The organism is Lacticaseibacillus suibinensis, assembly GCF_003946175.1.
Lineage (GTDB): Bacteria > Bacillota > Bacilli > Lactobacillales > Lactobacillaceae > Lacticaseibacillus > Lacticaseibacillus suibinensis.
Genome location: NZ_RHOK01000020.1, coordinates 1 through 26,279, shown reverse-complemented (window position 1 = coordinate 26,279; position 26,279 = coordinate 1). Strand labels below are relative to the sequence as shown.

26 protein-coding genes are annotated in these 26,279 nt (G+C 53.9%); 12 read left to right on the top strand and 14 right to left on the bottom strand.

Annotated elements, in window-relative coordinates:
• Nucleotides 1-37: 37 nt before the first annotated feature.
• From EKM90_RS10065 to EKM90_RS10050, 4 genes are all read right to left on the bottom strand, one after another.
• Complete coding sequence (locus tag EKM90_RS10065) at nucleotides 38-694, bottom strand: HAD hydrolase-like protein (RefSeq protein WP_125582234.1); 657 nt, start codon at nucleotides 692-694, stop codon at nucleotides 38-40.
• Nucleotides 691-1,851 carry a cation:proton antiporter gene (locus tag EKM90_RS10060; RefSeq protein WP_125582233.1) on the bottom strand — a complete coding sequence of 387 codons (1,161 nt, stop codon included), beginning with the start codon at nucleotides 1,849-1,851 and terminating at the stop codon, nucleotides 691-693. Before EKM90_RS10060 ends, EKM90_RS10065 begins: the two co-directional genes overlap by 4 nt.
• A 24-nt stretch (nucleotides 1,852-1,875) precedes the next feature.
• The gene (locus EKM90_RS10055; RefSeq protein ID WP_125582231.1) at nucleotides 1,876-2,394 is read right to left on the bottom strand and encodes a GNAT family N-acetyltransferase; all 519 of its coding nucleotides are present in this window, start codon (nucleotides 2,392-2,394) and stop codon (nucleotides 1,876-1,878) included.
• A 599-nt stretch (nucleotides 2,395-2,993) separates the two neighbouring features.
• Complete coding sequence (locus EKM90_RS10050) at nucleotides 2,994-3,296, bottom strand: hypothetical protein (RefSeq protein WP_125582229.1); 303 nt, start codon at nucleotides 3,294-3,296, stop codon at nucleotides 2,994-2,996.
• A 142-nt stretch (nucleotides 3,297-3,438) separates the two neighbouring features.
• On the opposite strand from EKM90_RS10050, the gene EKM90_RS10045 reads away from it, so the two are divergent.
• Nucleotides 3,439-3,900 (top strand): universal stress protein, encoded by a 462-nt coding sequence (locus tag EKM90_RS10045; RefSeq protein ID WP_125582227.1) that lies wholly within the window; start codon nucleotides 3,439-3,441, stop codon nucleotides 3,898-3,900.
• On the opposite strand, the gene EKM90_RS10040 is transcribed toward EKM90_RS10045, so the two are convergent.
• Nucleotides 3,874-6,219: a cation-translocating P-type ATPase gene (locus tag EKM90_RS10040; RefSeq protein ID WP_125582225.1), complete on the bottom strand. Its 2,346-nt coding sequence runs from the start codon at nucleotides 6,217-6,219 to the stop codon at nucleotides 3,874-3,876. The genes EKM90_RS10045 and EKM90_RS10040 overlap by 27 nt on opposite strands.
• Before the next feature lie 126 nt (nucleotides 6,220-6,345).
• On the opposite strand from EKM90_RS10040, the gene EKM90_RS10035 reads away from it, so the two are divergent.
• Nucleotides 6,346-7,242, top strand: coding sequence for a proline iminopeptidase-family hydrolase (locus tag EKM90_RS10035; protein ID WP_125582223.1), 897 nt, complete (start codon nucleotides 6,346-6,348; stop codon nucleotides 7,240-7,242).
• 406 nt (nucleotides 7,243-7,648) lie between these two features.
• Here EKM90_RS10035 and EKM90_RS10030 read toward each other — a convergent pair whose 3' ends face one another.
• Entirely contained in the window at nucleotides 7,649-7,993 is a 345-nt protein-coding gene (locus EKM90_RS10030) for a hypothetical protein (protein ID WP_125582221.1), read from the bottom strand.
• A gap of 124 nt (nucleotides 7,994-8,117) precedes the next feature.
• On the opposite strand from EKM90_RS10030, the gene EKM90_RS10025 reads away from it, so the two are divergent.
• Nucleotides 8,118-9,926: a M3 family oligoendopeptidase gene (locus EKM90_RS10025; RefSeq protein WP_125582219.1), complete on the top strand. Its 1,809-nt coding sequence runs from the start codon at nucleotides 8,118-8,120 to the stop codon at nucleotides 9,924-9,926.
• On the opposite strand, the gene EKM90_RS10020 is transcribed toward EKM90_RS10025, so the two are convergent.
• Nucleotides 9,927-10,418, bottom strand: coding sequence for a flavodoxin domain-containing protein (locus tag EKM90_RS10020; RefSeq protein ID WP_125582217.1), 492 nt, complete (start codon nucleotides 10,416-10,418; stop codon nucleotides 9,927-9,929).
• 145 nt (nucleotides 10,419-10,563) lie between these two features.
• Here EKM90_RS10020 and tpx point away from each other — a divergent pair, with 145 nt between their 5' ends.
• Nucleotides 10,564-11,061: a thiol peroxidase gene (tpx, locus tag EKM90_RS10015; protein ID WP_125582215.1), complete on the top strand. Its 498-nt coding sequence runs from the start codon at nucleotides 10,564-10,566 to the stop codon at nucleotides 11,059-11,061.
• A gap of 91 nt (nucleotides 11,062-11,152) precedes the next feature.
• Here the strand turns inward: tpx and EKM90_RS10010 are convergent, their stop codons facing one another.
• From EKM90_RS10010 to EKM90_RS09990, 5 genes are all read right to left on the bottom strand, one after another.
• On the bottom strand, nucleotides 11,153-12,679 hold the full coding sequence (locus EKM90_RS10010) for a KxYKxGKxW signal peptide domain-containing protein (RefSeq protein WP_125582213.1): 1,527 nt from the start codon (nucleotides 12,677-12,679) through the stop codon (nucleotides 11,153-11,155).
• Between the two features lie 629 nt (nucleotides 12,680-13,308).
• Entirely contained in the window at nucleotides 13,309-14,811 is a 1,503-nt protein-coding gene (locus tag EKM90_RS10005; protein WP_125582211.1) for a metallophosphoesterase family protein, read from the bottom strand.
• Complete coding sequence (locus tag EKM90_RS10000) at nucleotides 14,811-15,407, bottom strand: YitT family protein (protein ID WP_125582209.1); 597 nt, start codon at nucleotides 15,405-15,407, stop codon at nucleotides 14,811-14,813. Before EKM90_RS10000 ends, EKM90_RS10005 begins: the two co-directional genes overlap by 1 nt.
• A gap of 265 nt (nucleotides 15,408-15,672) precedes the next feature.
• The gene (locus EKM90_RS09995; protein WP_125582207.1) at nucleotides 15,673-16,650 is read right to left on the bottom strand and encodes an AEC family transporter; all 978 of its coding nucleotides are present in this window, start codon (nucleotides 16,648-16,650) and stop codon (nucleotides 15,673-15,675) included.
• 3 nt (nucleotides 16,651-16,653) lie between these two features.
• A complete protein-coding gene (locus EKM90_RS09990; RefSeq protein ID WP_263852873.1) occupies nucleotides 16,654-18,330 on the bottom strand; it encodes a malolactic enzyme in 1,677 nt (558 codons plus the stop codon).
• A gap of 113 nt (nucleotides 18,331-18,443) precedes the next feature.
• Here EKM90_RS09990 and EKM90_RS09985 point away from each other — a divergent pair, with 113 nt between their 5' ends.
• The 6 genes from EKM90_RS09985 to EKM90_RS09960 all read left to right on the top strand — a co-directional run bounded on the left by EKM90_RS09985 (nucleotide 18,444) and on the right by EKM90_RS09960 (nucleotide 23,253).
• On the top strand, nucleotides 18,444-19,328 hold the full coding sequence (locus EKM90_RS09985) for a LysR family transcriptional regulator (RefSeq protein WP_225422823.1): 885 nt from the start codon (nucleotides 18,444-18,446) through the stop codon (nucleotides 19,326-19,328).
• Complete coding sequence (locus EKM90_RS09980; RefSeq protein ID WP_125582203.1) at nucleotides 19,312-20,679, top strand: class II fumarate hydratase; 1,368 nt, start codon at nucleotides 19,312-19,314, stop codon at nucleotides 20,677-20,679. Before EKM90_RS09985 ends, EKM90_RS09980 begins: the two co-directional genes overlap by 17 nt.
• A 92-nt stretch (nucleotides 20,680-20,771) precedes the next feature.
• Entirely contained in the window at nucleotides 20,772-21,032 is a 261-nt protein-coding gene (locus EKM90_RS09975; RefSeq protein WP_125582202.1) for a helix-turn-helix domain-containing protein, read from the top strand.
• 324 nt (nucleotides 21,033-21,356) lie between these two features.
• Nucleotides 21,357-21,722 carry a DUF488 domain-containing protein gene (locus EKM90_RS09970; protein ID WP_125582200.1) on the top strand — a complete coding sequence of 122 codons (366 nt, stop codon included), beginning with the start codon at nucleotides 21,357-21,359 and terminating at the stop codon, nucleotides 21,720-21,722.
• A complete protein-coding gene (locus EKM90_RS09965) occupies nucleotides 21,715-22,257 on the top strand; it encodes a 5-formyltetrahydrofolate cyclo-ligase (RefSeq protein ID WP_125582198.1) in 543 nt (180 codons plus the stop codon). Before EKM90_RS09970 ends, EKM90_RS09965 begins: the two co-directional genes overlap by 8 nt.
• 51 nt (nucleotides 22,258-22,308) lie before the next feature.
• The gene (locus EKM90_RS09960; protein WP_125582196.1) at nucleotides 22,309-23,253 is read left to right on the top strand and encodes an AEC family transporter; all 945 of its coding nucleotides are present in this window, start codon (nucleotides 22,309-22,311) and stop codon (nucleotides 23,251-23,253) included.
• A 42-nt stretch (nucleotides 23,254-23,295) separates the two neighbouring features.
• On the opposite strand, the gene lexA is transcribed toward EKM90_RS09960, so the two are convergent.
• Nucleotides 23,296-23,922 carry a transcriptional repressor LexA gene (gene lexA, locus EKM90_RS09955; protein WP_125582194.1) on the bottom strand — a complete coding sequence of 209 codons (627 nt, stop codon included), beginning with the start codon at nucleotides 23,920-23,922 and terminating at the stop codon, nucleotides 23,296-23,298.
• A 135-nt stretch (nucleotides 23,923-24,057) separates the two neighbouring features.
• Complete coding sequence (locus EKM90_RS09950) at nucleotides 24,058-24,252, bottom strand: hypothetical protein (RefSeq protein WP_125582192.1); 195 nt, start codon at nucleotides 24,250-24,252, stop codon at nucleotides 24,058-24,060.
• Nucleotides 24,253-24,504: 252 nt separating this feature from the next.
• Here EKM90_RS09950 and EKM90_RS09945 point away from each other — a divergent pair, with 252 nt between their 5' ends.
• Complete coding sequence (locus EKM90_RS09945; RefSeq protein ID WP_125582190.1) at nucleotides 24,505-25,668, top strand: AI-2E family transporter; 1,164 nt, start codon at nucleotides 24,505-24,507, stop codon at nucleotides 25,666-25,668.
• Nucleotides 25,665-26,135 carry a hypothetical protein gene (locus EKM90_RS09940; protein ID WP_125582188.1) on the top strand — a complete coding sequence of 157 codons (471 nt, stop codon included), beginning with the start codon at nucleotides 25,665-25,667 and terminating at the stop codon, nucleotides 26,133-26,135. Before EKM90_RS09945 ends, EKM90_RS09940 begins: the two co-directional genes overlap by 4 nt.
• The last annotated feature ends 144 nt before the right edge of the window (nucleotides 26,136-26,279 follow it).

The window sequence follows — 26,279 nt, the reverse complement described above, 5'->3', positions numbered from 1 at the left end:
CCGCATCCTGCTTGTGAGGATGCGGCTTTCGTTTGGTCTAGGCTAGCAGTTGGGCGACTCCTGCCGGTAATTCACTCGGACTGGCGACCAGCGCCATGGCGTGGGCGCCGTTGAGCTCCTGCGCGTCGCCGAAACCATAAGTGACGCCTAGCGTTTTGACGTGATTGTTTTCGCCGCCAATCATATCGGTATCGCGGTCGCCAATCATCACACTATGGGCCGGGTCGGCGTTCGCAGAAGCAATGGCGTATTCCAGTACCGCGGTTTTCGACGACCGGATGCGTTCATCCAGCGTCGCGCCATATAACCCAGAGAAATATTGATTCAAATCAAAGTGTTCGGCAATCCGTTTGATCATGGGCTCTGGCTTGGCGGAAGCAACATTCAGCTGATAGCCCGCCAGCCGCAATTGATCCAGCGCCTGAGTCACGCCAGGATAAAGGCTAAGCTCAAAGATCCCCTCAACTTGATAGTGTTTCTGGTAATAGCCAATCGTGCGCGTCACTTCTGCGGCACTCAAGGCCGGGTAGTATTTATTCATACTGGTAGTCAGTGACGGGCCAATAAAGTTGCGGTACGTCGCATCATCGAGTTGCGGCAAGTGCATGGCATCGATCATGTAGTGAATGCTATCGATAATCCCTTTTTCGGAATTCGCAATCGTACCATCAAAATCAAAAAACAGGGACTTCATTCATCAATCTCCTTTGCTTGCCGCTTCAACGCAGCTTTCAACATGAACGGGGCAATCAACGTCGTCAGCACAATCACAATGATCACGCTGGAATAAAAATCGCGATGGAGCAAGTGGGCATCAAAGCCGATCTGGGCCACAATCAGTGCCATTTCGCCGCGACTGACCATGCCGCTGCCGATGATGTTGGCATCTGACCAAGCCATCCCCGCGAACTTAGCGCCGGCGCCGCAACCCAGCCACTTGGTGAGCAAAGCCAACACCGTCAAAATCACAATGAACCAGAAATCGTGTAGCACGCCATCAAAGCGCATATTCAGACCAATCGACACGAAGAACACGGGAATGAACACGCCGTAGCCAATCGCTTCCAGCGCTTGGTCCACTTCAGCTCGATACTTGGTTTCACTCACGGCGACCCCGGCAAAAAAGGCGCCAATCACTGCGGACAGCCCCAGCAAATCTGCCAGGTACGCCATCCCTAGACAAAGCAGCAGCGACCCTAACGTCACCGAAGCCACCGGCAACAGATGCTGGGCCAGGTGCATGATCAGCGGGGCCAACCATTTGACCACTAGATAAATCAACCCAAAATACAGCACCTGCTCGATCAGCGTCAACCATAACGGCACCGTGGCCTTGGCGCCGGTACCAAAGACACCGACTGCCACACTTAAAATGATGACCGTCAAAATATCATCCACCACCGCCGCGCCTAAAATGGTGGCACCGCTTTTGCTGTCGAGGGCATTGAGCTCTTTGAGCACCTCAACGGAAATTGACACCGAGGTCGCCGCGTAGGTGATGCCAAGAAAAGCAGCCGCGACAGAGGAAAAGCCCCAAGCCGAGGCAAAGGCGAAAATCACGCCGGTGGGCACGATGACCCCAATCACAGCGACGAGCACTGCCGGACGGAAATATTTCTTGAGCATCGTCAGGTCGCTTTCCAACCCGGCGATGAACATCAGGACAATCACGCCGATTTCGCTGAATTCGCTAATCATGTGGCTCGGCTGTATCCAATTCAGTAGCGCTGGCCCAAACACAATCCCGGCCACGAGTTCGCCGATCACTGCGGGAATGCCAATTTTCAAACTAAAGTGACTGAGCAGTAGCGTTGCTAACAAAATCAACGCCAACACGCCTAAATACCCCATCGCCGCTCCCTTCTGCGTCGACGCCTACTTCAATAACAACTGATACGCGTTTCGTTCTGGGACAGGCTCATCCAGGTAGACAATGCCGCGATACTCAAAGCCGTTGCCTAAAATGACATGCTGCATGATTTCATTTTGGGCATGCGTGTCGATGCGCAGGTCGTAAAACCCGCTCTTATAGGCTTCGGTGATGAGATTAGACATGAACAACTTGCTGAGGTGCTGGCCGCGAATTTTGGCTGACACGGCAAAGCGATGAATCATCATGTAAGGCGCATCGCCAACCCAACCCGGCCCATCGATTGTGCCGTAGAACGGATCGGGTCCTTCCAGCAGACTGGCGTTACCAGCCACCTGGCCATCCACAATCAGCAGGCGGTTGGTCCCTTTCGCCAAGTCCGCCTCAACTGCTGGCTGATCCGGATAGGTGCCTTGCCACTGGTTGATGCCTTGGGCGTGCAAAAACGCGCGGGCGTCATCAATGATGCCCATAATCGCCGGAATGTCCGCCGGTGTGCCTTGCCGCATATAAATTGTTGCCATGCTGTGCCTCCACTAAAAGATAGTGCTCTTATTGTCGCGCAAAAACGGTTATTTAGCAATCTCCGGCCAGTCCGGGCAGCCTCCGCGGGGAGGGGCTGGAACGTGGTGGCCAGCGCTTTGAGCCTCGCTTTGCGAGTCTCAAAGTCGCGGCTTGTTCTAAGCCAGCCAAAACCGCTGGCTAAGAACAATTTCACCACTGAGCCCCTCCCCGCTCCGGTTGCCCTCAACATACTACAAAAAAGGCTGTGGAGTGAGGCCGCACTTAGCCGGATGAATAGCCTAGCCAGCTGGTTTGCCACCGCTTTTGGGTGGCGGGCCAGCTGGCGTAGCTATTCACTCTGGCGTTGGCCTCACGTAACGCAACTAGGCTGCGAAGGTTGGCGCGCTTAGCTCGACAGTTAGCCTAGGCAGAAGCATTGAAGCTGGTTCCTGGCTTCGAGGCTTCTGCCGTAGCTAGCTGCTCGAGCGTTGCCAACCGTAGCGCAACTATGAAGGCTGTGGCGTGAGGCCGCTTTCAGCCTGACGATCAGACGCGCAAACACCCCTAGGCAACTTCGAATTCAAGTTACCTAGGGGTGTCCATGATGCCAAAATAGCCATTAAACTTCAGGCTTGGCCAGTTTGTGCATGTGCGGCTTGATGCCATGGTGGTGCCGGCAGCCGTGGTGCAGCATTGCCTTGAGTCTGATTTGCTTGGTGCGTTCTTTTTCCGCCCGCAGTTTTTGGTGTCCGATAATAATCTGGGTGGTGCCGATAATCATCAGCGCCACTGGCACGGTGTGAATAATGGCCAAGGGAATCACGAGTTCTGGGTCATCCTTCAGCATATTATCAAACGTGTGAATGGGCTCTTGTGCCGTTTCGACGAACTGCTTTGCAATTGCTTTGGTTTCTTTGAACATGGCCATCGCCTCCTGTCTCTATCATACCAATTCGCCACCAAATTGCGAGGGAAAACGCTATCTTTGTCGAGGCAGCAAGGCCTTTTCATCCCCTTGGTGAGGCCAGATATGGTACAACAAAGACAGAAAGGATGTGGCGAACATGACAGAACGCATTTTGGTGGCCTTTGATGGCTCCCCAGCAGCAGGCCAAGCAGTCGCGACCGCGCAAGCCATCGCAACGCGAGAAGATGTGGTGATCGATCTGCTCTACGTCATCGATACCCGCTCTTACCATGTGGGTCTTTATCAACAACCTGACGTCGATGGGACGATTTTATACAACGCCGAAACGCGCGCCGAGCTTGAGCTGGATGAGCAAGCCAAAAAGCTGCAGGCGCAAGGTCTGACTGTGGCGTATCATTTGCGGTTCGGTAATCCGCGGACGGTGATCGCGCTTGACTTCCCGCAAGAATACCATTCCAGCCTGATCATTCTGGGCCGGGCGACCAAACATGCCGCCGCCCGCATGTTCATGGGCTCAGTGGCCAGTTTTGTCACGGAAAATGCGCCTTGTGACGTGCTCATCGTCACCGCGTCAGAAACGCCAGTTAATCCTGGATAACACCCGCTTGCCCAGCACCTCTTGGAGCAGGAGGTACACCGGCAGACTGGACAGTAGCATCGGCACATAAACCAACGCCCGATCCCACCGCCATAAGTTGGCCAGTGAGAACACGCCATTCACCACAAAGAATACGCCGAAAAAAGCCACTAGCAAAAGTGCCAGCATCAGCGTTTTGAACCGATTGAATGGCCGTGACACTAGGCCCACCACATGCAGCTCGATGACGCCAATCATGAACACCACCAGCGTCGACGTGAACGCAAAGTCCCAGTGCCACAGGTACTCAAAACGCGTCAGCAGCAAAGTGTAACCGACAACGGCTAAGGCCGCCGGCGCGGCGATGGTCATCACTTTTTGGAAAAATTGGCCGGTAACGCGCTGGAAGTTCGGTTCCAGGGTCAAGAAGAACGACGGAATGGCCACGGCAATCGCAGACACCGGGGTCAGGTTAATCGGGGTAATCGGATAATCCAGTGGCAGAAAGACAAAAATCGCGGTTAAAATCACTGAGAAAATAGTTTTGACCAGATACATCGACGCCACCCGCTCAATGTTGTTGATGACCCGGCGGCCTTCATTTAAGACGCCGGTCATCGCGTCGAAGTTGGAATCCAGCAAGGTAAAGTCGGCAATCGACTTCGCCGCCTCTGCTCCAGAAGCCATGGCAATCGCACAATCCGACTGTCTTAGCGCCAACACATCGTTGACCCCATCACCCGTCATCGCCACGGTATGACCGTTTTGTTGAAGCGCCTGAATCAGGTGCTTTTTTTGCGTCGGCGTCACGCGGCCAAACACGGTATAATCCTGCACCAGCTGGTTGAAATCCGCCTCGTTCGGCACAGTTTGCATGTCCACCCAGTGATCCGCGTGAGTCAGGCCAGCTTGCTGGGCCACGTTGGCCACGGTGAGCGGATTGTCACCGGAAATAATTTTCAGCGTGACATCCTGCGTTTCGAAAAAGGCCAACGTTTCAGCGGCGGCAGGCCGGACTTCATCGCTGATGGTGAGATAGCCCAGCAGCTGCATACCGGCCAGTGGCAGCGCCAAGCCTTGCTGGGTCTCAGCCACGGCGAGCACGCGGTACCCCGCGCGAGTCGCCTTAGCAATGGTTTGACTAACGGTTTGCGGCAGGCCGGCAGGAAAGACAAACTCCGGTGCCCCAATCACAACGCTGGTACCATCGCTGAAGCTGGCGCCAGACCATTTTCGCGCCGACGAAAACGGCACGGTATTCACCACGGTGACGCTCGGTTGCTGCGGCCAGGCCTGTTTGATGGCCAGTGCGGTTTCGTTATCATCATTTAAGGCGTACACCACCGCGGTGGCCGCCTTGATTACCGCGTCTTCACTGCTCGTCGCCGCCGGATACACGCCGCTGATGCGCAGTTTGCCGGAGGTAATGGTGCCGGTTTTGTCCAAACACATCACATCAACCCGCGCCAAGGCCTCAATCGCCGGCAGCGCTCGCACCAGCACGCGCCGCTTCGCCAAGTTGCGCGACGATACCGCCAGCGCGACGTTGGTCAACAGCACCAAGCCTTCGGGAATCATCCCAATCATGGCAGCACTGGTCGACAAAATCGCCCGGTTGTAATTACCACGCCGCACCATGGACACGATAAATAACGCGGCCCCCAGCGGAATCAGCACGTAGGTCAGCACCTGAATAATGCGGTTGATGGTGGCCAGCAACTGGCTTTGCGTTTGCGGCCCCGCCTTGGCTTCATTGGCCAGCTTGGCGGCAAAAGTGGTTCCCCCCACCGCCGTGGCCTGCATCACCACTTGCCCCGCGACCAGAAAGCTGCCGGAGTAAAGCGGATCATCAACCTGTTTACTGATGGGATTGGCTTCCCCAGTCAGCGGACTTTCATCCACTTCCACGCCGCTAGTTTCGCGGACCACCCCGTCGACCGGAATTTGATCGCCGCGTTTGAGCACCAGCAGGTCGCCCAACACAATAGCGGTTTGCGCAATGGTGTGCAACGTGCCGCCTCGCCGGACATGGGCTGGGGTTTCGGCTAAAATTCGCATTTTGTCGATTTGAATCTTGGCTCGAATTTCCTGGAACGTCCCAATCGCGGTGTTGATAATCGCCACGAACAAAAACAGCAGATTTTTGTAACTACCAGTGGTGGCAATCAGGACACCCAAAGCCAAGTTCACGAAATTGAACAAAGTGAACGTATTGCCGCTGACAATCTGGCCGATTGAAGGCGTCAGCGCTGCTGGTTGGGTGTTGACTTGGCCCGCCTGCTCGCGCTTTGCCACTTCTTCATTGGTTAACCCACTTGCATTTGTGGACTGCTCTGCCATCTGGCCACCTTCCTTCTATTCTCATTCTAGCCGATAGCCGCGGGAAAATGCCGGCGAACGCCTTGAATTAAGAGATTTTTAGGTGCCTGCGCGGTAGAATAAGGCATACCACAATGAGGTGAGACAATGAAAACAGCAAAAAACGGTACCCATTTTGTCACCTTGGCCAATGGCTACCATCTTTGGACGCAAACTCGCGGCAACGGCCCCATTCAGCTGATGACGCTGCATGGCGGGCCTGGCGGCACCAATGAGGTTTTTGAAAACTTCGGTGAACGCCTCGCCCCTTATGGCGTCACGGCCACCCGCTATGACCAACTCGGCTCCTGGTACTCGGATCAACCAGACTGGACCGACCCCGCCATTCGCGAGCAATTTTTGACTATTGACTACTACGTCAATGAAGTCGAAGAAGTAAGGCAAAAACTCGGCCTCGACCACTTTTTCTTGTTAGGCCAAAGCTGGGGCGGCGTGCTCGCCATCGAGTACGCTTTGCGCTACGGTGAGCACCTCAGAGGCCTGATTCTCAGCTCGATGATTGACAATTTGGATGAATACATCGTCAACATCAATGCGATTCGTGAAAGCATGTTCACGCCCGATCAGGTCGCGTACATGAAGCAAATCGAAGCCGACCACGCCTTCACGGATGCCAAGTATCAAGCCCTAGTGGCTGAGTTGGGCGAACATTACCTGCATCACCAAAGCGACCCCCAGCCGCGGCACCTGATCTCGGTCATGGGCACGCCAGTTTATAACTACTTCCAAGGCGACAACGAATTCGTCATGGTTGGCGCCTTGAAAGATTGGGACCGGCGCGCCGACATTCACAACATCACCGTGCCCACCTACCTGACCTTTGGGGGCCACGAAACCATGCCGCTAACCGCAGCGCGGCGAATGGCCGCCACCATCCCCAACGCCACCTTGCACATCACCCCAGACGCCGGCCACGGCCAAATGCTCGATAACCCCGACGATTACTTCAAGCACCTGGGTGAATGGCTGAGCACCCAGCAGTAACTTGAGTCGTTGGTGAAAAACAGCCAGTCACTTTCCGCTGCCCACTTGCCGCCGGTCAGCCAAACATCATTTTCTAATAACCGACAGACGTCGCGAATCATCTTCTGTTATCCAGCGAGTGCGGGCGGGGTGGCGGAGGGGCGTGGCGGTCCAGCCGCGAAACAACCAGCACACGAGTAGACTGCGCACTTTGCAGGCTGCTCCTGTGCTGGTTGGGGGCAACTGCGAGACAGCGTTGAGCGCGTATGCGCGATGCTGGCTCGCAGTTGAGGCTGGAGACCGCCTTTTGGCTCCAGCCGTCCCCCGCAGCCAGACCGCCGCGCCCCGGAGCCACCACGACCTCACCCGCGGCAGCGCAAAAACATCCCACCGTTGACTTTAAAGAGTGAAGTCAGGTGGGATGTTTTTAGTAGTACCGACTGTGGTTGAAGAAGTTCAAATGGGCAACGATGGTGTTCGGCTCGCTTAAGCGCGGTGGCAACACCGAAAGCCCCAAATCATCGAGATGCTTCATGATGTTGTTGGTCACGGCCACTTCTAATTCCGCCGGATCGAGCTCAGGCGCGGCTTTTTGGCCCTTGTCCATGGCCACCTGCACATCGATTTCCAGCCGATCAACAAAATGTTGGTCAAGCTCCTCGTACAACGCCTTGACCTGTTCGTCGACATAACCTTCTGTGACCTTGAACAACTCATTATTTTTGGCCTTGAGATTGTAGTACCGTGTCACCAGTTGATTATTGTTAATCATGCGCGGCCTCCTTATTTGTTTTCATTTAGTTTACCAAAAATGACCACGGAAAAAAACGCACAGCTGATAATCCCATTAGCTTGCATGCTATACTGAGGCAAACTTGAATTGAAGGAGTGATTGTATGCCTACCGCTTTACCACCGCGCAGCGCCGTTGATCCCGCGCTAACTTGGGACCTCACTGCCATTTTTGCCACGGAAACCGACTTTGAAAGTGCCATCAAGCAACTGCAAGCCCTCACCACCGACTTCATCCGCATCTACTCGGGTCGGTTGACCGAGGCGCCGGTCATTGACGACGCGCTCGACGACTACGCCACCTTACAAGTGCTGGCCGATCACATTAGCGCTTACGCGTTCCTGCCGCAATCTGCCGACACCACCGACCCCAAGGCCAATGCACGCCTGCATCGCGTGGAGAGCCTGCTGGCGCAAAACGATGCCCAGCTGCAATTCTTCACCACCGAGCTGCAAGGCCAGCCGGAAACAGTGCTCAAAGCCGCGGCAGACACTGAAGACCATGCCGCTTTCATCCGGCATATTTTGCTCGAAAAGCATCACGCCTTGCCGTTAGCCGCAGAACAAGTGCTGGCTGAACTCGATCCTGCTTTGAACGCCCCGGATGCCATGCGCAGCCAAGCCATTTTTGGTGACATGGACTTTGGCAGTTTCGAGGTGGATGGCGAAACGTATCCCCTTTCCTTTGTTCTATATGAAGAGGAATACCAAAAACATCCCAACACCAAAGTGCGCCGCGCCGCGTATCATCAGTTCTGCGCCACCCTTGCGCGCTACCAAAACACAATGGCGGCTGGCTACTATGCGCAAGTGGCCAAGGAAAAGACGCTGGCGACCATGCGCGGGTTTGACTCCGTTTTCGATTACTTACTAGCGCCTCAGGAAGTCACCCGTGAAATGTTCGATCGCCAAATCGACGGCCTGATGAACGGCCTGGCACCAATCATGCGGCGCTATGTCACGCTCATCAAACAGCTCTGGGGCCTCGATCACATTGGCTACACCGATTTACAAATCGACTTGGATCCGACCTACACGCCTACCATCTCGTTAGCGGAAGCGCCGGCCGCCATTGCCAAGGCCATTGCGCCCATGGGCCAGGCTTACCAAGACCGGATCATGCAAGCCTTCCCAGAGCGCTGGGTCGATTTTGCGGCTAATCAGGGTAAGGAATCCGGCGCGTTTGCGGCCAGCGTTTACGGCGTGCATCCGTATGTCGAAATGAGCTGGGCTGATACGCTGCCGGCACTATACACCTTGGTGCACGAACTCGGCCACACGGGACAAATGACTTTGGCTGGCGAGCAGCACAGCATTTTGGCCAGTGGGCAATCGACCTACATCAGTGAAGCCCCCAGCACGTTCCACGAACTGCTACTGACGCACAGTCTGCTCAGTGAGCATCAGGAACCGCGGCTGCAGCGCTACGCCTTGAGCCGGCTGCTTTCTGATACCTACTTCCACAACTGTGTCACCCACTTGCTGGAAGCAGCCTTCCAGCGCGAAGTGTACACCTTGATCGATGCCGGCGAGTCCTTCGACGCTGCTAAGTTGAACGCGATTAAAAAAGGCGTCCTGCACCAGTTCTGGGGCAATGCCGTTGATTTGGACGATGGCATGCCGGAACTGACGTGGATGCGCCAGAGTCATTATTATATGGGCTTGTATTCCTACACCTACTCGGCCTCAATGGTCATCTCCACTGCGGCGTACCTGCGGCTCGCCAAAGATGGTGACGCGGCGATTGCTGATTGGCAGCGCTTCTTAGCCCTTGGTGACACCAAGGCCCCGCTTGAAGCCGCCCAAGTCGCCGGTGTGGACATCAGTACCGATGCGCCACTGAAGCAAATGATCAACTTCCTAGATGACACGGAACGCCAAATCGAAGCTTTAACCACCCAAATCAACGGCTGATTACAGCAGCCCTTTTTCATCCAGCCGGTCCACCGCTTCCAGCAGTGGCAAAATCGTGCCCACCCCACATTGCTGCGGCGCTTCGGTGAGCTTGCGCTGATGGTAATGGTACGGCAGCTTCAACCGCAGCGGCAGCGCCGATTCATCGACCTGACCATTGAAGTAAAACAGCTGCGGCTCGCGGGTACATTTGCGAAAAGTTTTCGCCCGAATCCCTGGCAGATCCAGTTGCGCCGCCGGTTGAATCCCAGTGCCAAACACAATCAGTTGCTGCGGCAACGCCAGCTGAAACCGAGCATAGAACTGGCGAAAACCCATCACACCAGAATTTTTGGCATGCGCGCCGTACACCACCAGGCGCGCTTGCACCAAATCTGGGGTGGTGACGAACTGACTATCCACCACCTCGCAGTGCAGCTCACGCGCGATCCACATCGCGTATTTCTGAGTAAACCCCGACTGCGATAAATAGACAACGACCACCTTAGCCATGGCTGCACCTCCTTTGCAAAGGCTCACTTCAATTGTAGCAACCCGTAGGCGCTAGCCGCAAAGAAACACACCCAGGCTTTTCTATGCTAAACTGAAGATGAGCGCAGTCGTTGGACTGCCGATTCGTTCAATAGGAGGGATTGTTTTGAAAATCACCCGTCATGGTGCGCCGCAGCAAACAAACGGCGAACCCCCAATGATTGGCCATGACTTGCCGGCTTTTACCGTCAAAGCCGCCGATGGCCACACCGTTTCTAACCACGACCTGGCCGGCCACTACAGCCTGATCAGCGTGGTGCCAGATATCGATACCCGCGTTTGCAGCGTCTCCACCAAGAACTTCAATCAAGCCGCCGATGGCTTTGCTGATATCAACTTCTTCACCATTTCCACCAACACCATTGCTCAGCAGCAAAACTGGTGTGCGGCGGAAGGCGTGAAGCAGATGCAACTGCTCTCTGACGAAGCCGGCAGCTTTGGCCAAGCGATGGGCCTGTATGTTGCCGATAACAACACCAATGCTCGCAGCGTCTGGATTGCCAATCCTGAAGGCAAGATTGTTTACCGCGAACTGATTGAAGAACAAACTGAAGAACCAGATTATGATAGCGCCTTGGCCTACCTCGAAACTCACGCCAAGTAACGCCCACCTTTGAGCCTGTCGCCTCGCGGCAGGCTCTTTGATTCCACGCAAAAAAGCCTCTCCGCAGAGAGACTTTCGAGTGAAACTTGAATTAGGCACGCTTCTTGGTGGTGCCGGCCAGGCCAAACAGGGCACCAATCACCGCAACTACCCCGATTGAGGAAGCAACCGTGTTGGTCCTGTCGCCTGTCTTAGGCAAGGTCTTGGTTGCTTTCTTAGCTGACGTCGTAGCGGCAGCCTTAGTTGAAACCTGCTTAGGCGTTGGTTTCTGACTTTCTGCATCCCGGCGAGCCTTTTCTGAAGCTAAGGTAGACATGTTAGGCGTATCAGCGATGCTTGTCGGCTTGAAGACGCCGATGTAGTACTTACCAGTGTCCTTACGATATTGTATCTGCGCCCAATCGATGACATAGCCCTCAGGTGCTTTGGAAGTACCTTCTTCGATACTCAGATGACCACCCTTTGGCACAACAAAGGAAGTCTGCTTTACGACCTCGTTCGTATTGATGTCGATGTAGTCAATCTTGATTGTCTTTGTCGCATCTTTAATGCCCCGAGCAATTGCATCAACGGCATTCTTGGCGGCTGTTTCGACAGCTTGAGGATCCTTGGTATTGTATACTCCGACGTAATACTTGCCAGTCTTAGGGTCTCGGCCCTCTTGAGTGGCATCAATCTTATAAGTCGTATCAGTAAGCGCAGTGGCAGCCTTTTCTAGGCTAACCCCAGAATTCTTACCAACAATAAAGCTGGACTGCTGGACGACTTCGTTACTCGTGGTGTCAATGAAATCAACGTTGATTGTCTTTGTAGCGGCCTTGGCGGCATCGGCAATCTGGTTGGCGGCATCTTTAGCCTTAGCTTCTACATCCGCAACATTGTAAACACCAACATAATATTTACCAGTCTTTGGATCTTGGTGGCCCTTGGTTTTATCAATTCGATAGCCAGATGGTAAATCATTTTCGACCTGAGCCAGGTCAATTCCGCCGTTCTTAGTGGTCTCATAGCTTAATTGCTTAACAACAACGTTTGAGGTTGTATCGACCAAGTCAATGTTGATGGTCTTGGTATTGGCAGCTTCAGCGGCAGCAAGCACGGCTTGTAAGGCATCAGTATCAACGTCAGCTTTCACACCAGTGTCATCAGCGGACACAGTGGAGCTATTGATCAGAGCATCAATTTCCCCATAGAAAGTACGGCCAGTTTCGCCATAAGTATCATTGCCAACAGCAGCGACTTTGCTCTTTAAAGAATCTTTGAGGTATTCTTTATAACCCTGCATCATCGGCTTCATGGCATCATAGAGCTGCTCTTTGGTCGTGTACTTGCCGGCTTGGACCTCCGCGCTCAGTGCATCAAGATCACCAAAAAAAGATCTGCCGGTAACCTTATCCTGTACGTTGCCAATGCTTTGCAAATCAGTCTTATTTTTGGCGATAACATTCAGCAACTCGGTTTTAGCATCCGTTTCCGTGATCGGTGCAGTATCAGTATCAGCAGCTACGGTTTGCGTACCCAAGGCTTGAACACTGAACAGCGTTGCTGCCGCAAGACCAGCTGCAATCCAGGTCTTGTGAGCCTTATAGAGTTTCTTTGCCCCTTGACGATTCTTCATATCAAATTCCTCCCATAGGATAATGCAAATTTATATCCGCCAAATTCCCCTTTATCGCTTATTATGAGTTTTTCTCTACGGATATCGCCTAAATTGTAATACCGATATAAATTATTGTCTATGATAACCCGCGCAGAAAAGACGTAAAATTTTTGGTATTTTTGGAATCTCCGTTTCACTGTCACCCGATTATTTGGAGTCAATCAGTCACAAACCGCACAGTGGTACGGTTTGTAATGACCGGTTTTCAATTCAATTCTCAAAAATTAAATTTTAACCAGCGAAAGCCCGCAAAATACACTTAAATCAATGTTTATCCCGCCTATTCCGCGTTTGGAATCGTTGTAACAATGAACCCATAAGTCGAGTATTCGAGTCAAAATATCACGATATGGCGCCAGTGGTACCCTAAATCTCATCAGGTAAAATATTGTTATTTTTTGACAGTAAGGACACTGTGAAAAGACGATTTTTTGTTCGTTATTTTGGTTTTGGCTGAATTTTAACCTATCATTATCGCAGGTAGTATATTGTATGTTTGATTGATTACTATCTAGTTAGAACGTCGTAACTATCATTTTCGGAAACAAAAAAAGCCCAGGTTAGAAATAACTAACCTGGGACGAAAATTAATTTGTCTTTTCCTGCAATAACCGTTTTATTTCAGCAATCATGCCGTCTATAGCTGGCTGAGTCGCAGCGCGGTCTTTAATTAAATAACGACCGGCGCTTAAAGCTAGCTGCAATTCGGCGCTGGTCGCGGCCGCATGCTCATCGATCAAGGCTTGCAACCGGCTAAAGTCGACGCGCGGAAAGACCCCCACCAGCACATGCTGAGCTTCCTCCATGGCGGCTTTGAGCGTCGCATCATCAAAGCGCGCCAGTTGCGGCCGCAGCACATTGAGCCGGGCGGCGACGAATTGCCGCGTTAACTGCGCTTCAATCTGACCACTGCGCATATTGCCAGCGAGATTCTCCGTGAACCGTTCAATGGCCGCCACATACTCATCGCGCTGGGCAAAATAGCCATGATAAGGGCGCAAGTCAATCGGCGGCCGTTGCGCCGGCCGCGGATAGGCACTGGCCAACAGCTCCTGAATCTGAGCCTGCACTTCCGGGCCAAATAAAGGTTGGACCGGCGGCGCCGTATGTTGATCGGTGCGCGGATCATCGAACAACCGGGTATCATAGCTGCGGTACAGCAGTTGCAAGGCATGCTGCGCGGACTCCGGATGTAAGACGCTGAGATCTGGCATCGCCGCCGCCAGCGTGGTGGTTTTCAGGGTAAAGTCGTAAGCCGCCAAAGGCCGATTGATGGCAAAATCCCAGGCTTCAAACTTCATGGCGTCATGGGTCCAGGTGCAGTAATAACCCAGACCCGATCCGGTGCGGCCATTTTCACTTAAGGCAAAGGCTGGCAGGTCAATGCAGGTGCCGTATGACCGCGGGATGACCTCTGCCACGCCAAAGCCGTTGTGAATGTGGCCGCTGACAATGAAGGTATTGGGGTGGCGCCGCAGCACGTCTTTCACCACCGCGTCTTGAAGGCCAAAGCCCCCGCCAAAATTGCTCCGCCAATGCGTGTCGCGCAGCGGCTGGTGTGACAGCACAATGTTAATGCAGCCGCTGTTTTCCCCTGCCTGCAACTGGGCATCTAGCCACCGCACCTGCGCGGCAGAAAGGTAGGCGCAGTCTTTCAAGCCTTTTTCCGTGTTTAAAACGATAAACTGGTAGTCCCCGAGCCGCTGGCTGAAATAAGGTTGCCAGGGTTGGTCGGGTTTGAGCCGCCGTAAATAGTGGCGACTGTACTCAGGCAACACGTTTTGGCGAAAATACGCGGGATCGGCCGCTTGATCGTTGTTCCAAGTCAGCGGGTCAGGCCCGCGGACATCGTGGTTGCCTAACCCAACAATCAGTTGCTCCGCCGGCACGCGGTCAAGGCTCTTCCAGCAATCCTGAAACTGATCTTTTTCGCCGGTATCGGTGATATCACCGGCAATCACCACGGCAGCCTCGGGATCCAGATGCCGCATATTCACCAGCGCATGGTGGAAGGCGGCAGTCGTATGCCGCTCGCTGCCAAGGTGCAAGTCCGCCAGTAAAAACAGATTTAATCCCTGCTTCAAGGCCATCACGCGGCCTCCTTTCCCCAATGTTGCAACATCCAATTCAATTCTGCGGTATAGATCACGGCAAACACAATGCCCAAGGCTACCGCTTGCCAGCCAAAGACCAGCAGCCCGGCGGCAAGCACGACAATGTTGAAGCCCCTAATGGCATGACTGAGATTGGTCTGCGGCCGAAAGCGCTGCATGATCAGGGCCAACACATCCACCCCCACGGTCGAAGCGTTCGCTGTCAAACAGGCAAAATAGCCAAAGGCAATCAACCCCGACGCCAGCAGCAAATCAACCAGCGGCTGAATCGTGACTTGCACCGACCAATCGTAAAACAGTGTGAAACACAGTGAGTAGACGATGCTCGAAAACAGCGACTTCAAAAATACCTCGCGGCCCAAGAAAGCCAGGGCCAAAATCAGTAAACCCGCCAGCCACAGATTGTTGGCCACCGGAATACTGACGGCCGGCACTAACTGATGCATAATCTGGGCCAAACTGGTGACCCCACCATTAATAATTTGATTGGGAACCAGCCATTTGGCATACGCGAAGGCCATCACCGCATCACCGGCGACGATCAGCAAAAGCGCGTTGCGTTGCCTCTTCATCTTAAACCGTCCTTTTTGCTTTAATGCATACAGGTTACACCAGGCGGGAACCAAGATAAAGCCTTTTCACGGTTAGGCTGCGAAGGCCAGCGCACTTAGCCTGATGATTAGCCTAGCCTTGGTCATTGCTGCGGCCCGCGGCGAGGGCCGAGGCGTAGCTATTCACTCAGGCGTTGCTGGCCTGAGCGCAACTAGGCTGCGAAGGCCAGCACACTTCACTGCACGCAAAAAGCCGACCGCAGCTGCGATCGACTTAACTTGAGTTTTAGATGCCTTGAATCAGCAACATGATGATCGGCACTACCACCGCGAACAACACAGTCGACAAGGTGACCACGTTCGTCGCATATTCGACATCCCCGTGCCCTTCGGTGGCCAGAATTGGCAGTACTGCTAGGCCAGGCGCCGAGGCTTGAATAATCAAAGTCTTGGCTTCCAGACTTGGCATGCCAAAGCCGGCATGCGCACCCAGCATAATTAAGGTGAAGATCAAAGCCGGCGCTAACACGAAGCGGCCAAGCAGGGCCACCACGGAGTCACGGTCAAAGCAAATGGTACTGAAGCCCGCTTTGGCCAAAATGATCCCGATGTAGATCAAGGATAGTGGCGTGACCAAGTTACCCACATACGTCAAGGTGTTGACGGCAAAGCCTAACCAGCCGACATTCACGAATGGAATATTCAGCAGCAAGAACACCAAGGCCACTAGGAAGCCAACGAGCGGGGCTGGCAACAGCTTTTTCCAGTTAAAGGAAGAACTGGTACTGCCATCCTTGGTCGGGTCATCCCAGCTCATCAAGAACGCGCCCAGCGTCCAAGTGGAAACCGTGTTGACCACGTAGTACATCAGGAAGTACGGCGTGGCTTGGTCGCCGAACAAGGCCAAATTCAGCGGCAAGCCGATGAAAATCGTGTTGGCGTTGACGAACATGTTAATGAACGTCCCGCGCCGGCCGGGCTTGACCTTCAGCAGTTTAACCAGCAAGAAGGCAATCAGGTAGCCCAGAATGACCGCACCGAAACCGTACACTAGCCCAGAGCTTAAGCTCACTAGCTTTTTCAGCGTGAGGCGCTGCAGCACCGAGATAAAGATGGAAGCTGGCAAGGCCACTTTCATCAGCAGTTTGGAAATGGTGCCGCCGAAATTGTCATCGAACCAGCCGTTGTGCTGCAAGAGATAGCCAAGGGCAATCATCAGCACAATGGTCAAAATGCTTTCAATTGAAGTATATAATGCGGTCACCGTTTACACCTCCGGTTCGATATCAAGGTCGTGATAGACGGGCTGCCACTGCATCGCTGCGACAGCGGCTTTGACATCCGCAATCGGGCTTTGATTCAGCTTTTCTGCCACTGCCTGAGCAGCCACGGCATTGGCCACCGTTTTACTGAACTGATCCAGCTTCGTGACTGGGGGCAGTACAGCAGCGCCAGGCTGGTCAACGTCGACCAAGCCGCCCAAGCTGTGAGCAGCGGCCGAAATCATGCCATCGGTTAGCCGCTTACTGGTGGCAGCAATCGTGCCTAGGCCCAGGCCAGGATAAACCAGTGCGTTGTTGGCTTGGCCAATCGCGTAGGTCACGCCATCATAGGTCACGTCAGCGGCCGGAATCCCGGTGGCCACTAAAGCGCGGCCATCCGTCCATTTAATCAAGTCTTCAGCGGTCGCTTCCGCCAGCTTGGTTGGATTGGACAGCGGGAAGATGATGGGGCGTTCGGTGTGCGCCGCCATGTCTTCCACAATGCTTTGGGTGAAAGTGCCTGGTTGGGTCGAGGTACCGACCAACACGGTTGGGTGCACCGCAGCCACTGCGGCGGCCAAACTGGTCAACGTCTCTGGATGAGCAAATTCACTGCGACTGCGGGCAAAGCGCTTCTGCGCCGGCGTCAGCGTTGGATCATCATCAAAGAGCAAGCCTTGCTTGTCCACCAAGTAGAAATGCTTGCGGGCTTCGTCTGCGCTGAGGCCTTGCTGGATGAATTCATCATACACGCGGGCCACGATGCCGGCGCCGGCCGTCCCAGCGCCAAAACTCATGTAAACTTGATCGGTCAGCTTTTGCTTGGAGATGTTCATCGCGCCCAGCAAACCAGCCAGCACGATGATGCCAGTGCCTTGAATATCATCATTGAAGACAGTGTATTGATCCTGGTACTGATCCAAAATGTCAGCAGCGTTGGCGCGGCCGAAGTCTTCAAAGTGCAGGTACAGATTTGGGAACATGCTTTCTGCCGCGGCCACGAAGCGGTCAACGAAGGCATGGTAGGCTTCACCATAAACGCGCTTTTGCCGCAGGCCCAGGTACAGGTCGTCATCGAGCAGCGCCTGGTTGTTGGTGCCGGCATCCAAAACGACAGGCAAAACTTGGCTCGGGTCGATCCCGGCGGCGGCGGTATAAACCATCAGCTTACCCACGGCGATATCGACGCCTTGGGTGCCCCAGTCGCCAATCCCTAAAATTCCTTCCGCATCGGTGACCACAATCAAACGAATATCGCGGCCATTGGCACTGTGCTTCAAGGCCGATTCGATCTGATCTTGAGCATTGATGTTCAAATAAGTCGCGTTTTGCGGTTCAACGAACAACGCACTGTAATTTTCGATCGTATCAGCAATCGTTGGATCATACACGATCGGCATGAATTCAGCGATGTGCTTTGAGAACAGTTGATAGAACAAAACGTGGTTGGTGTTGAACAGCTGCATCAAAAACTGCCGCTTGAGCAGCGCAGTGGGCTTGGTTTCGTATTGGGCATAGGCCTGCTTCACTTGCTGGCTCAGACTTTGGATGGCGCTTGGCAGCAAGCCGTTGAGCCCGTATTGATCGCGTTCAGCTTGGCTAAACGCAGTCCCTTTATTTAAAAATGGATCATGGAGCAATTGTTGTGGTGTGTATTTCATTTTTATCGGTCCTTTCCTCATTGACAAGACTTAGCATACGCGGCGGAAAAAAATATAGTCAAACCGCCCGTTTGTGATAAAATTTATTGATATGAGACGAAAGGACGGGCGCTAATGAACACCAGAGACTTGCAATATTTTCAGGCCCTGACAAAAATAAAAAGTTTTTCGCAAGTAGCCGCGAATTTTCACGTCACTCAGCCACCATCAGCATGGCGGTGAAGCGGCTGGAAAGTCATTTCGGGATTCAACTGATTGACCGGGACCAAAGCCATGGTGTGATCAAAATCACCCCAGCTGGGGAGCAGCTGGCTGGGCATGTGCAGGTCATCATTGCCGAGCTGACCGCAGCCGAAGCCGAGTTGGCCCGGGCCCGCTCGTCTAAAATCCGCTTGGGGCTGCCGCCAATCATTGGGAACTTCTATTTTCCCAAGCTCGCGCCGCAGCTCGTCGCCGCCGACCTAATGCAGCACATTCAGCCGCTGGAAAAAGGCTCGGCGAACTTGCTCGAGGCCCTGCGCGCCGGCAGCCTGGATATAGGGCTACTCGGCTCCAGCGGTCCGCTGGATGCCCCGGCGCTTGAGGTGCAGCCGCTCACCGCCAGTCCCTTCACGATAGTCGTGCCCCCGGACCATCCCCTGGCGCACAAAGCGGCGGTGACCTTTGCGGAAGTAGCCGATGAACCCTTTGTCACGTTGACGGAAGGTTTCGTCCACACGAAGGCCTTCGCTTGGTTCACCCATGCCAGCGGCGTGCAGCCGAGCATTGTTTATCGCACTGCTGATGTCACATTGCTCAAGCGGATGATTCAAACCCACGTCGGCATTGCGCTGCTCGCCCAAATGGCAGTGCTGCCCAGCGATAATCTGGTGGCCATTCCCATCATCGCCGCCAATCAACCCGCTTTTGATATCGCGCTGGTCGCCGGCAAAAACGCCGCCCCGACGCCGGAATTAACGCAGCTGACGCAGATTCTGCTGGCAGCCGCGAAAGGAGAAACCCATGCGCATAGAAAATGATTCGATTGGCCCGGTTGAAATTCCTGACCATGCAGCCTGGGGCCCGCAAACCGAGCGTTCCCGGCATAACTTTGCCACTGGACCGCTGATGCCCAGCGCCGTCATTCGGGCGCTGATTACCATTAAGCAAGCCGCCGCCAAGGTGAACGGTGGCCACGCCTTGCCGCAGCCGATTGCAACGGCCATTATTCAAGTGTGCCAGCAGTTACTCGCACTGGACGACCAGGCGCTGATGGCTGATTTCCCCCTGCATGTGTATCAAACCGGCAGCGGCACTCAAACCAACATGAACGTTAATGAAGTGATTGCCCATTTGGCCACGCAGCAGCTCGGCGAAACCGTGCTGCCCAACGACCATGTCAACTGCGGCCAAAGCTCCAATGACACCTTCCCCACGGCCATGCACATGGCCGCCTATCCCGCGGTGCAGCATGTCATCACCGCCGCGCAGCAAATGATGACCACCTGCCGCCAGCACGAGGCCACTTATGTGAATGTGGTGAAACTCGGGCGGACGCACCTCCAAGATGCCACGCCGCTCACCTTTGGCCAGGAAGTCAGCGGCTGGCGCGCGACTTTGGAAACCGATGTGGTGTTGCTCCAAACCACGCAAGCCCACTTACTGCCGCTCACCCTCGGCGGCACTGCAGTCGGCACCGGGCTGAATACGACGCCAAGTGCGACGCAGGCGATGATCAAGGCCATTGCTGAACTGACTGGTTTGCCTTTTGTCAGCATGGCCAACAAGTTTCACGGTCTGAGTGCCCATAGCGAGCTCACCGCGGTGCATGGGGCGCTCAAGACTTTGGCTGCTGATCTGCTGAAAATCGCCAATGACATTCGCTTTCTCGCCAGCGGCCCCCGGGGCGGTTACGGTGAGCTGCATATTCCAGCCAACGAACCAGGAAGCTCAATTATGCCAGGCAAAGTCAATCCGACTCAGGCCGAGGCGCTGACCATGATGGCCACCCGGGTAATGGGCAATGATGTCACCATCAGCATCGCCGCCAGTCAAGGCAATTTTGAGTTGAACGTGTATAAGCCCGTCATCATTAGTAGCTTTTTGGAAAGCTGCACCTTGCTGGCTGGTGGGATGACCCAATTCGATACCCACCTGCTGCAAGGCTTAACGGTCAACGCAACGCGAATGACAGAGCTGGTAGATGCTTCCTTGATGCTGGTCACCGCATTGTCGCCGCACATCGGCTATGCGGCGGCCGCCAAAATTGCCAAAACCGCTCAAAAAGAAGGCACCACCCTCAAAGCCGCAGCGCTGGCTTCTGGTCAGGTCACAGCGGCAGAATATGAACAGTGGGTAGATCCGCTGAAAATGGCGAAACCGGAAACGTGATGCTGGTATCATCGGAAATAATCTCTGCACTATGCGAATAGCCTATTGAGACACCCGAACAACTTTTATTCACATGACAGAAGGGGAAAAGAATGGCAACGTGGAAGAACTTTGAAAAGAAAATGGATGCAGTCATACCGGCGGCCGAGCTTGATGTGGTTGATGCAATGGCATCACTCTACGCAGAGCGAATTCGTCAGGGCCTGTCTCAGCATGATCTTGCGGAACGGATAGGCATGAAGCAGCCGCAACTGGCCAAAATTGAGCGGTTAGACTCTGTTCCCTCTCTGAGCACGCTTAATCGCTATGCAGCAGGCCTGGGCCTAAAATTAAAGCTGTTAATCACCGCCTAAAAACAGATTAGATTTACAAGATCGTCGACAGGAATAAAACGGTAAGAGCAGCCAACACTTAATCCCATTTGTTCAGGGTATCCGTACCCTGGAGAAATGGGATTTTTATGTCAATCATGACGCCAGCATAAAATGCGCAGGCGGACTGGAAACTATATTTTACTGATGCTGCTCAAGCTAAATCGGCAATCGCAAACACTGTAAGCGAACGCCGAGCCATTATTGCACCATCCCCGCATGTCAATTTTCATCGCCCTGACTTGACGTTCATGCCTGAAGCGCCTTTAATCAAGGGGTAAGGTATTTTCAGAAAGAAGGGAAAACATGACGTTTACTCCAGTCCGGATTTACAGTCACGAACAGCCTGAAGGGTTTCGCTTATTGGTGGATCGGGTCTGGCCCCGTGGCATCAGCAAGGTGAATGCCCGCCTCGATGACTGGGCCAAGACCATTGCCCCCTCCACTGAATTACGCAAATGGTTTGGGCATGATCCCGAAAAGTTTCCTGAATTCCAGCAACGCTACACCGCTGAGCTCGACGCCAACCCTGATACGCCGGCGTTGCTAGATTTAGTCAAGGCGCAGACGGCCAAGCAGCCGGTGCTCCTGCTGTTCGGCGCGAAAGATGAAGCGCACAACAATGCGGTGGTGCTCACCGCCTACCTCAAGGAGAAGCTCGCCCATGCCTGACAAAAATGACTTCCGCCCTGGCCAAATCGCCCGGCTCAAAGCGGCCGCCGCGCAAACGCAAGCCGAAAGTGCGGCTTTGCTGAACAAGCTCATGGCCACCGCCCTGTGGCAACAAGCCCGGACGATTGCCACCACCGTCAGCTCCCCGCTGGAAGTGGCCACGGCACCGCTGATGGCCGCCGCGCAACAGGCCGGCAAGCAAATTCTGCTGGCGCGGGTGCTGCCCAAACGGCAAATGGCCTTTTTACCGGACCCTGGCCCGGCCGGCCGAATCACGAGTAAATTCGGGCTGGCGGAGCCGCCTTATGATGCGACTTTAGTCAATCAAAACCCAGACTTAATGATTGTGCCCGGGATTGGGTTTAGCCTGAAGGATCATTACCGCATTGGCTTTGGCGGCGGCTACTACGATCGGTTTTTGGCCCAGTACGCCGGCCCTACCGTTGCCTTAGTGCCAAGTGTGATGGCCTTCGAAACGCCGCAGTGGCCGGTCGAGTCATTTGATATTCCGATTCAGACCTTAATTCAGCTTTAAACCCGCCGGCCGCTACCACAGGGCCGGTTTTACATAAAAGGAGTCTTCTGGTTGACTGCATTTTTATCAAGTTTAGGTGGCGTGAGTGAAATTCTGATTCTGGTGGCGCTCGGCTACATGCTCACGGCCCGCGGCTGGTTCGATGACCGCTCCAGTCGCATCATTGCGAAAGTCGTGACCCAAGTGGCACTGCCGGCTTATATGGTCGAAACCATTTGTGGTCGCTTCACCGCGCACGAACTAGCCCGCCTGCTGCCTGATCTGCGCTTTCCGGTGCTGTCGATGGCCATTTTGTTTGGCTTATCGTTTGGCGTGGTTAAGGCCTTGGCCGTGCCGCGCGCACGCCGTGGGTTGTTCAAGTCGATGTTTTTCAATTCCAACACAGTGTTCATCGGCTTGCCGGTCAACATGGCCTTGTTCGGGCCGAAAAGCCTGCCTTATGTGCTGGTTTACTATATGGCCAACACCACCATTTTTTGGACGATAGGCGTGTACTTGATTCAAAAAGATGGCCAGCAAGCCGCCCACTTCGATTGGCGCCAGACCTTAGGCAAAGTTTTCTCCCCGCCGCTGCTGGGCTTTATGGTTGGGGTGGTGCTGGTGCTGCTCGGCGTGCAGCTGCCAAGTTTTCTCACCGCCACCCTCACTTACGTCGGTGACTTGACGATTCCCGGCTCCATGTTTTTCATCGGTATTGCTATGCACCAAGCGGGGCTCAAAAACATTCGCATCAACAAGGAATTGCTGGGCGTCTTCAGTGGCCGTTTTCTCTTTGCGCCTCTGATTATGTATGCGTTAGTGGTGTTTGCGCCGGTGCCGCTGCTGATGAAGCAAGTCTTCATTCTTCAATCCGCGATGCCGGTCATGACCAATGCCCCGGTCGTCGCCAAATTGTACGGCGCAGACAGTAGCACTGCTGCCATCACGGTGTCTGCCACCACACTGTTTGCGATTGTGGTGATTCCGATTCTGATGACGCTGGTCCAACACCTTTAGTCCACGCAAAAAGGCCGCAAACGCGGCCTTTTTAATTTGACTTTAAATGAGCGCCGGGCGGTACAAGCTGACCACCACGCCTAAAATCGTGACATCATCGAAGAACATGTCTGTCATCATGTCGTTTTCAGGATGCAGCCGCACACGGCCTGGTTCCTTATAGAACCGCTTAACGGTGGCTTCATCCTCCGCCGTCATCGCCACCACGATTTGGCCATTTTCGGCGGTTTCCTGTTTTTTGACGATGATCTGATCGCCATTCAAAATACCAATCTTGATCATCGAATTCCCCTGCACCCGCAACATGAAGAGTTCATCTGCGGGATACGGGATGTCATCCGGCACCGGGAAATAGTCATCCACGTTTTGAATCGCGGTAATCGGCACCCCAGCGGCGACGGTACCGACAATCGGGATGCCGCTTTCGCCCACGCCAATGTATTCTCGGCCAGCCTTGGTGATTTCCAAGGTCCGCGGCTTAGCCGGGTCTTTTGCGATGTAGCCTTCCGCTAGCAGCTTTTCCAAATAAGCCGCCACGGTGCTTGACGAACTCAAGCCCACGGCCTTGCCAATTTCGCGCACCGTCGGCGGATAACCGCGGCCATCGATTGATTCGTAAATGGTTTGCAGGATCTGTTTCCAACGTTTCTGACTTGCTTGGGATGGCATCGCCGTCCGCCTCCGCTCATTAGTTTCTTTCATCATAACAGTGCGAACGCGTGTTTGCAAGTGAAAAATCGCGTCATATCGGCATTCTCTGGCAACAAAAAAGCCGCTGCCAATTTTGGCAACGACTGCCGACCTTTACAGCCGGTGCATTAAGCTTAAATGGTGCATTTGGCGGCGGTCGCACGCCGACTTATGCATGAGATACAGACCGCCGACAATCATATCGACTGCCATCAGCCCGATGCCGATGGCAGCAGCATTGGTGAATAGCAAGATGACGGTCAGCACGATCAGCGCCCGTAAACTCCACTTCAACATTTTCAGTGACATTGTGTTTCCCTCCCCCGCGAGATTTGATACTCCTTATTATACAGAAACGCCGGCTTTTGTAAAGTTATTGTATCTAACAATTTACACTTAAAGCCGGCGAGCGGGGATTTAGCATTTTTTCGATACAAACAACAGCAGTAATGTAAAGATTCGTCGGGCGTCACTGTGGGTAAAATCGGTCCCGCGTCCTATTCGCTTTCACGCCGCTTTTTAGGTATGATAAAACTGATAAGCAAGAGGGAGGAAGCCGGAATGGAAAAGAAAAATTCTTGGTTCTATCACCGGTTCTTAGATAGTAAATTCGCTGTCGTGATTTTCGACTTGGTGCTCACGCTACTAGCGGTGTGGATCTTCACTAAAGTCGCCTGGCTACTGCAACCAGCCGTGAACTTTCTTGGCATCATCGCGCCGCCGTTCATTTTGGCTGGGATCTTGTTCTACATGCTCAATCCCGTCGTGAATTGGCTGGAAAAGCGCGGCCTAAAACGGCTGCTCGCCATTCTGCTGGTTTTCGTCGTGGTGATTGGCCTGATTGTCTTGGCCATTGTGCGGGTCGTACCGCCAATCGAGGCCCAGGTGCGTAGCTTCGTGGCCGCCTGGCCGAGTTATTGGGAAAGCGGGCTCAAGATGCTGACCGATCTCAATGATAAGCAAAACATCTTCTCGCAATCCGACATCAACGAATTCGCCAATGAAATCAAGACTTGGCTGTCCAACCGCGGCTCGACCATTCTGTCTGGCACCTTGAATTCATTGAGCAGCATTGTCGGCGCGGTGGGCAATGTCGTCGTCACCATTGCCACGGCCCCAATCGTCTTGTTCTTCATGCTCAAAGAAGGCAACAAGTTTACCCCGATGATTCTCCAGCTCGTCCCGACCCGCCAGCGCCGCGGTATTGGCGATATGCTCCATGAAATGAACCTCAAAGTCGGCTCTTATGTGCAGGGTCAGTTAACGGTCGCCATGGCCGTCGCGATGATTTTCATGCTGGGTTACACCGTGATTGGGCTGCGCTACGGGTTGATTTTCGGACTGCTGGCCGGCCCCCTCAATCTCATTCCGTACTTTGGTTCAGCGGTGGCGATGATCCCAGCGCTGGTGATGGGTGCCATTCAAGGCCCTAAGATGTTCATCGCGGTCATCATCGTGTTCTTCGTCGAATGGCTACTGGAAACGCAATTAATCTCACCATTTGTCATGGGGAGTAAACTAGAGATGCACCCGATTACCATTGTCGTGGTGCTGCTCACTGCTGGTAACATGTTCGGTTTGCTCGGCGTGATTCTCGGCATCCCCGGCTTTGCAGTGCTTAAAATCATTGTGACCCGGTTGTTCCGCTGGTATCAGCAAGTCTCTGGCCTGTACCCGAAAGAGTCACCGCAAACCATCACACAGAAAGTTGGCCCTGAAAAATGAATGGATTCCTAATTTTACTTGACGTCGCCCTGCTCGCCTTAAGCGGCTACTATCTGTTTTGGCAAAGTCGCATCGACTTTCGGGCTTCGTACAGCACCTTTCAGCTGTTCATGGCAGTGGTGCTGGGCTTTTGGTTTTTAACCACTGGCATCGCGAATATCTGGTACATTGTCTTCATCGCCGCGTTCATCACGCTCACCGTGATGTCCGGCAGTACCGGCCTCACGCCTACCCGCCTGATTAATGTCGGGATTTTTGCCCGCGTCGTGCCCTACACCAAGCTCGTCGGCGTCACCTTGACGCCCCTCACCTTGCCCAATGGCCAAAGCCTGGTGGTCGGCGTTTTCGGTATCTCACCACGGCGCTACATCCGCTTGACCTTCCGCTCTGACTTGCAGACCTTGTTCAACGTGCTGCGGCCACGGGTGCCTGAAGCCATCGAAATCAAAATTCAACAAGTCCAATAAAAACCACCCGTAAAACGGGTGGTTTTCACTGGGGCTATAAGCCCCCGCTACTGGCTGCGTCTCAAGGCGCTGGCCTCATTCACTGCGTTCAAGGCCTACTGCGATTGCCACTTTAACTGCCTCTGGAAGAGGCTCGTGTCCCAA

Bases quoted from the DNA above. Each gene is read 5' to 3' on its own strand.
- EKM90_RS10065 (WP_125582234.1), bottom strand. From the start codon at position 694: ATGAAGTCCCTGTTTTTTGATTTTGATGGTACGATTGCGAATTCCGAA.
- EKM90_RS10060 (WP_125582233.1), bottom strand. From the start codon at position 1,851: ATGGGGTATTTAGGCGTGTTGGCGTTGATTTTGTTAGCAACGCTACTG.
- EKM90_RS10055 (WP_125582231.1), bottom strand. From the start codon at position 2,394: ATGGCAACAATTTATATGCGGCAAGGCACACCGGCGGACATTCCGGCG.
- EKM90_RS10050 (WP_125582229.1), bottom strand. From the start codon at position 3,296: ATGTTCAAAGAAACCAAAGCAATTGCAAAGCAGTTCGTCGAAACGGCA.
- EKM90_RS10045 (WP_125582227.1), top strand. From the start codon at position 3,439: ATGACAGAACGCATTTTGGTGGCCTTTGATGGCTCCCCAGCAGCAGGC.
- EKM90_RS10040 (WP_125582225.1), bottom strand. From the start codon at position 6,219: ATGGCAGAGCAGTCCACAAATGCAAGTGGGTTAACCAATGAAGAAGTG.
- EKM90_RS10035 (WP_125582223.1), top strand. From the start codon at position 6,346: ATGAAAACAGCAAAAAACGGTACCCATTTTGTCACCTTGGCCAATGGC.
- EKM90_RS10030 (WP_125582221.1), bottom strand. From the start codon at position 7,993: ATGATTAACAATAATCAACTGGTGACACGGTACTACAATCTCAAGGCC.
- EKM90_RS10025 (WP_125582219.1), top strand. From the start codon at position 8,118: ATGCCTACCGCTTTACCACCGCGCAGCGCCGTTGATCCCGCGCTAACT.
- EKM90_RS10020 (WP_125582217.1), bottom strand. From the start codon at position 10,418: ATGGCTAAGGTGGTCGTTGTCTATTTATCGCAGTCGGGGTTTACTCAG.
- EKM90_RS10010 (WP_125582213.1), bottom strand. From the start codon at position 12,679: ATGAAGAATCGTCAAGGGGCAAAGAAACTCTATAAGGCTCACAAGACC.
- EKM90_RS10005 (WP_125582211.1), bottom strand. From the start codon at position 14,811: ATGGCCTTGAAGCAGGGATTAAATCTGTTTTTACTGGCGGACTTGCAC.
- EKM90_RS10000 (WP_125582209.1), bottom strand. From the start codon at position 15,407: ATGAAGAGGCAACGCAACGCGCTTTTGCTGATCGTCGCCGGTGATGCG.
- EKM90_RS09990 (WP_263852873.1), bottom strand. From the start codon at position 18,330: ATGAGGAAAGGACCGATAAAAATGAAATACACACCACAACAATTGCTC.
- EKM90_RS09980 (WP_125582203.1), top strand. From the start codon at position 19,312: ATGCGCATAGAAAATGATTCGATTGGCCCGGTTGAAATTCCTGACCAT.
- EKM90_RS09975 (WP_125582202.1), top strand. From the start codon at position 20,772: ATGGCAACGTGGAAGAACTTTGAAAAGAAAATGGATGCAGTCATACCG.
- EKM90_RS09970 (WP_125582200.1), top strand. From the start codon at position 21,357: ATGACGTTTACTCCAGTCCGGATTTACAGTCACGAACAGCCTGAAGGG.
- EKM90_RS09965 (WP_125582198.1), top strand. From the start codon at position 21,715: ATGCCTGACAAAAATGACTTCCGCCCTGGCCAAATCGCCCGGCTCAAA.
- lexA (WP_125582194.1), bottom strand. From the start codon at position 23,922: ATGCCATCCCAAGCAAGTCAGAAACGTTGGAAACAGATCCTGCAAACC.
- EKM90_RS09950 (WP_125582192.1), bottom strand. From the start codon at position 24,252: ATGTCACTGAAAATGTTGAAGTGGAGTTTACGGGCGCTGATCGTGCTG.
- EKM90_RS09945 (WP_125582190.1), top strand. From the start codon at position 24,505: ATGGAAAAGAAAAATTCTTGGTTCTATCACCGGTTCTTAGATAGTAAA.
- EKM90_RS09940 (WP_125582188.1), top strand. From the start codon at position 25,665: ATGAATGGATTCCTAATTTTACTTGACGTCGCCCTGCTCGCCTTAAGC.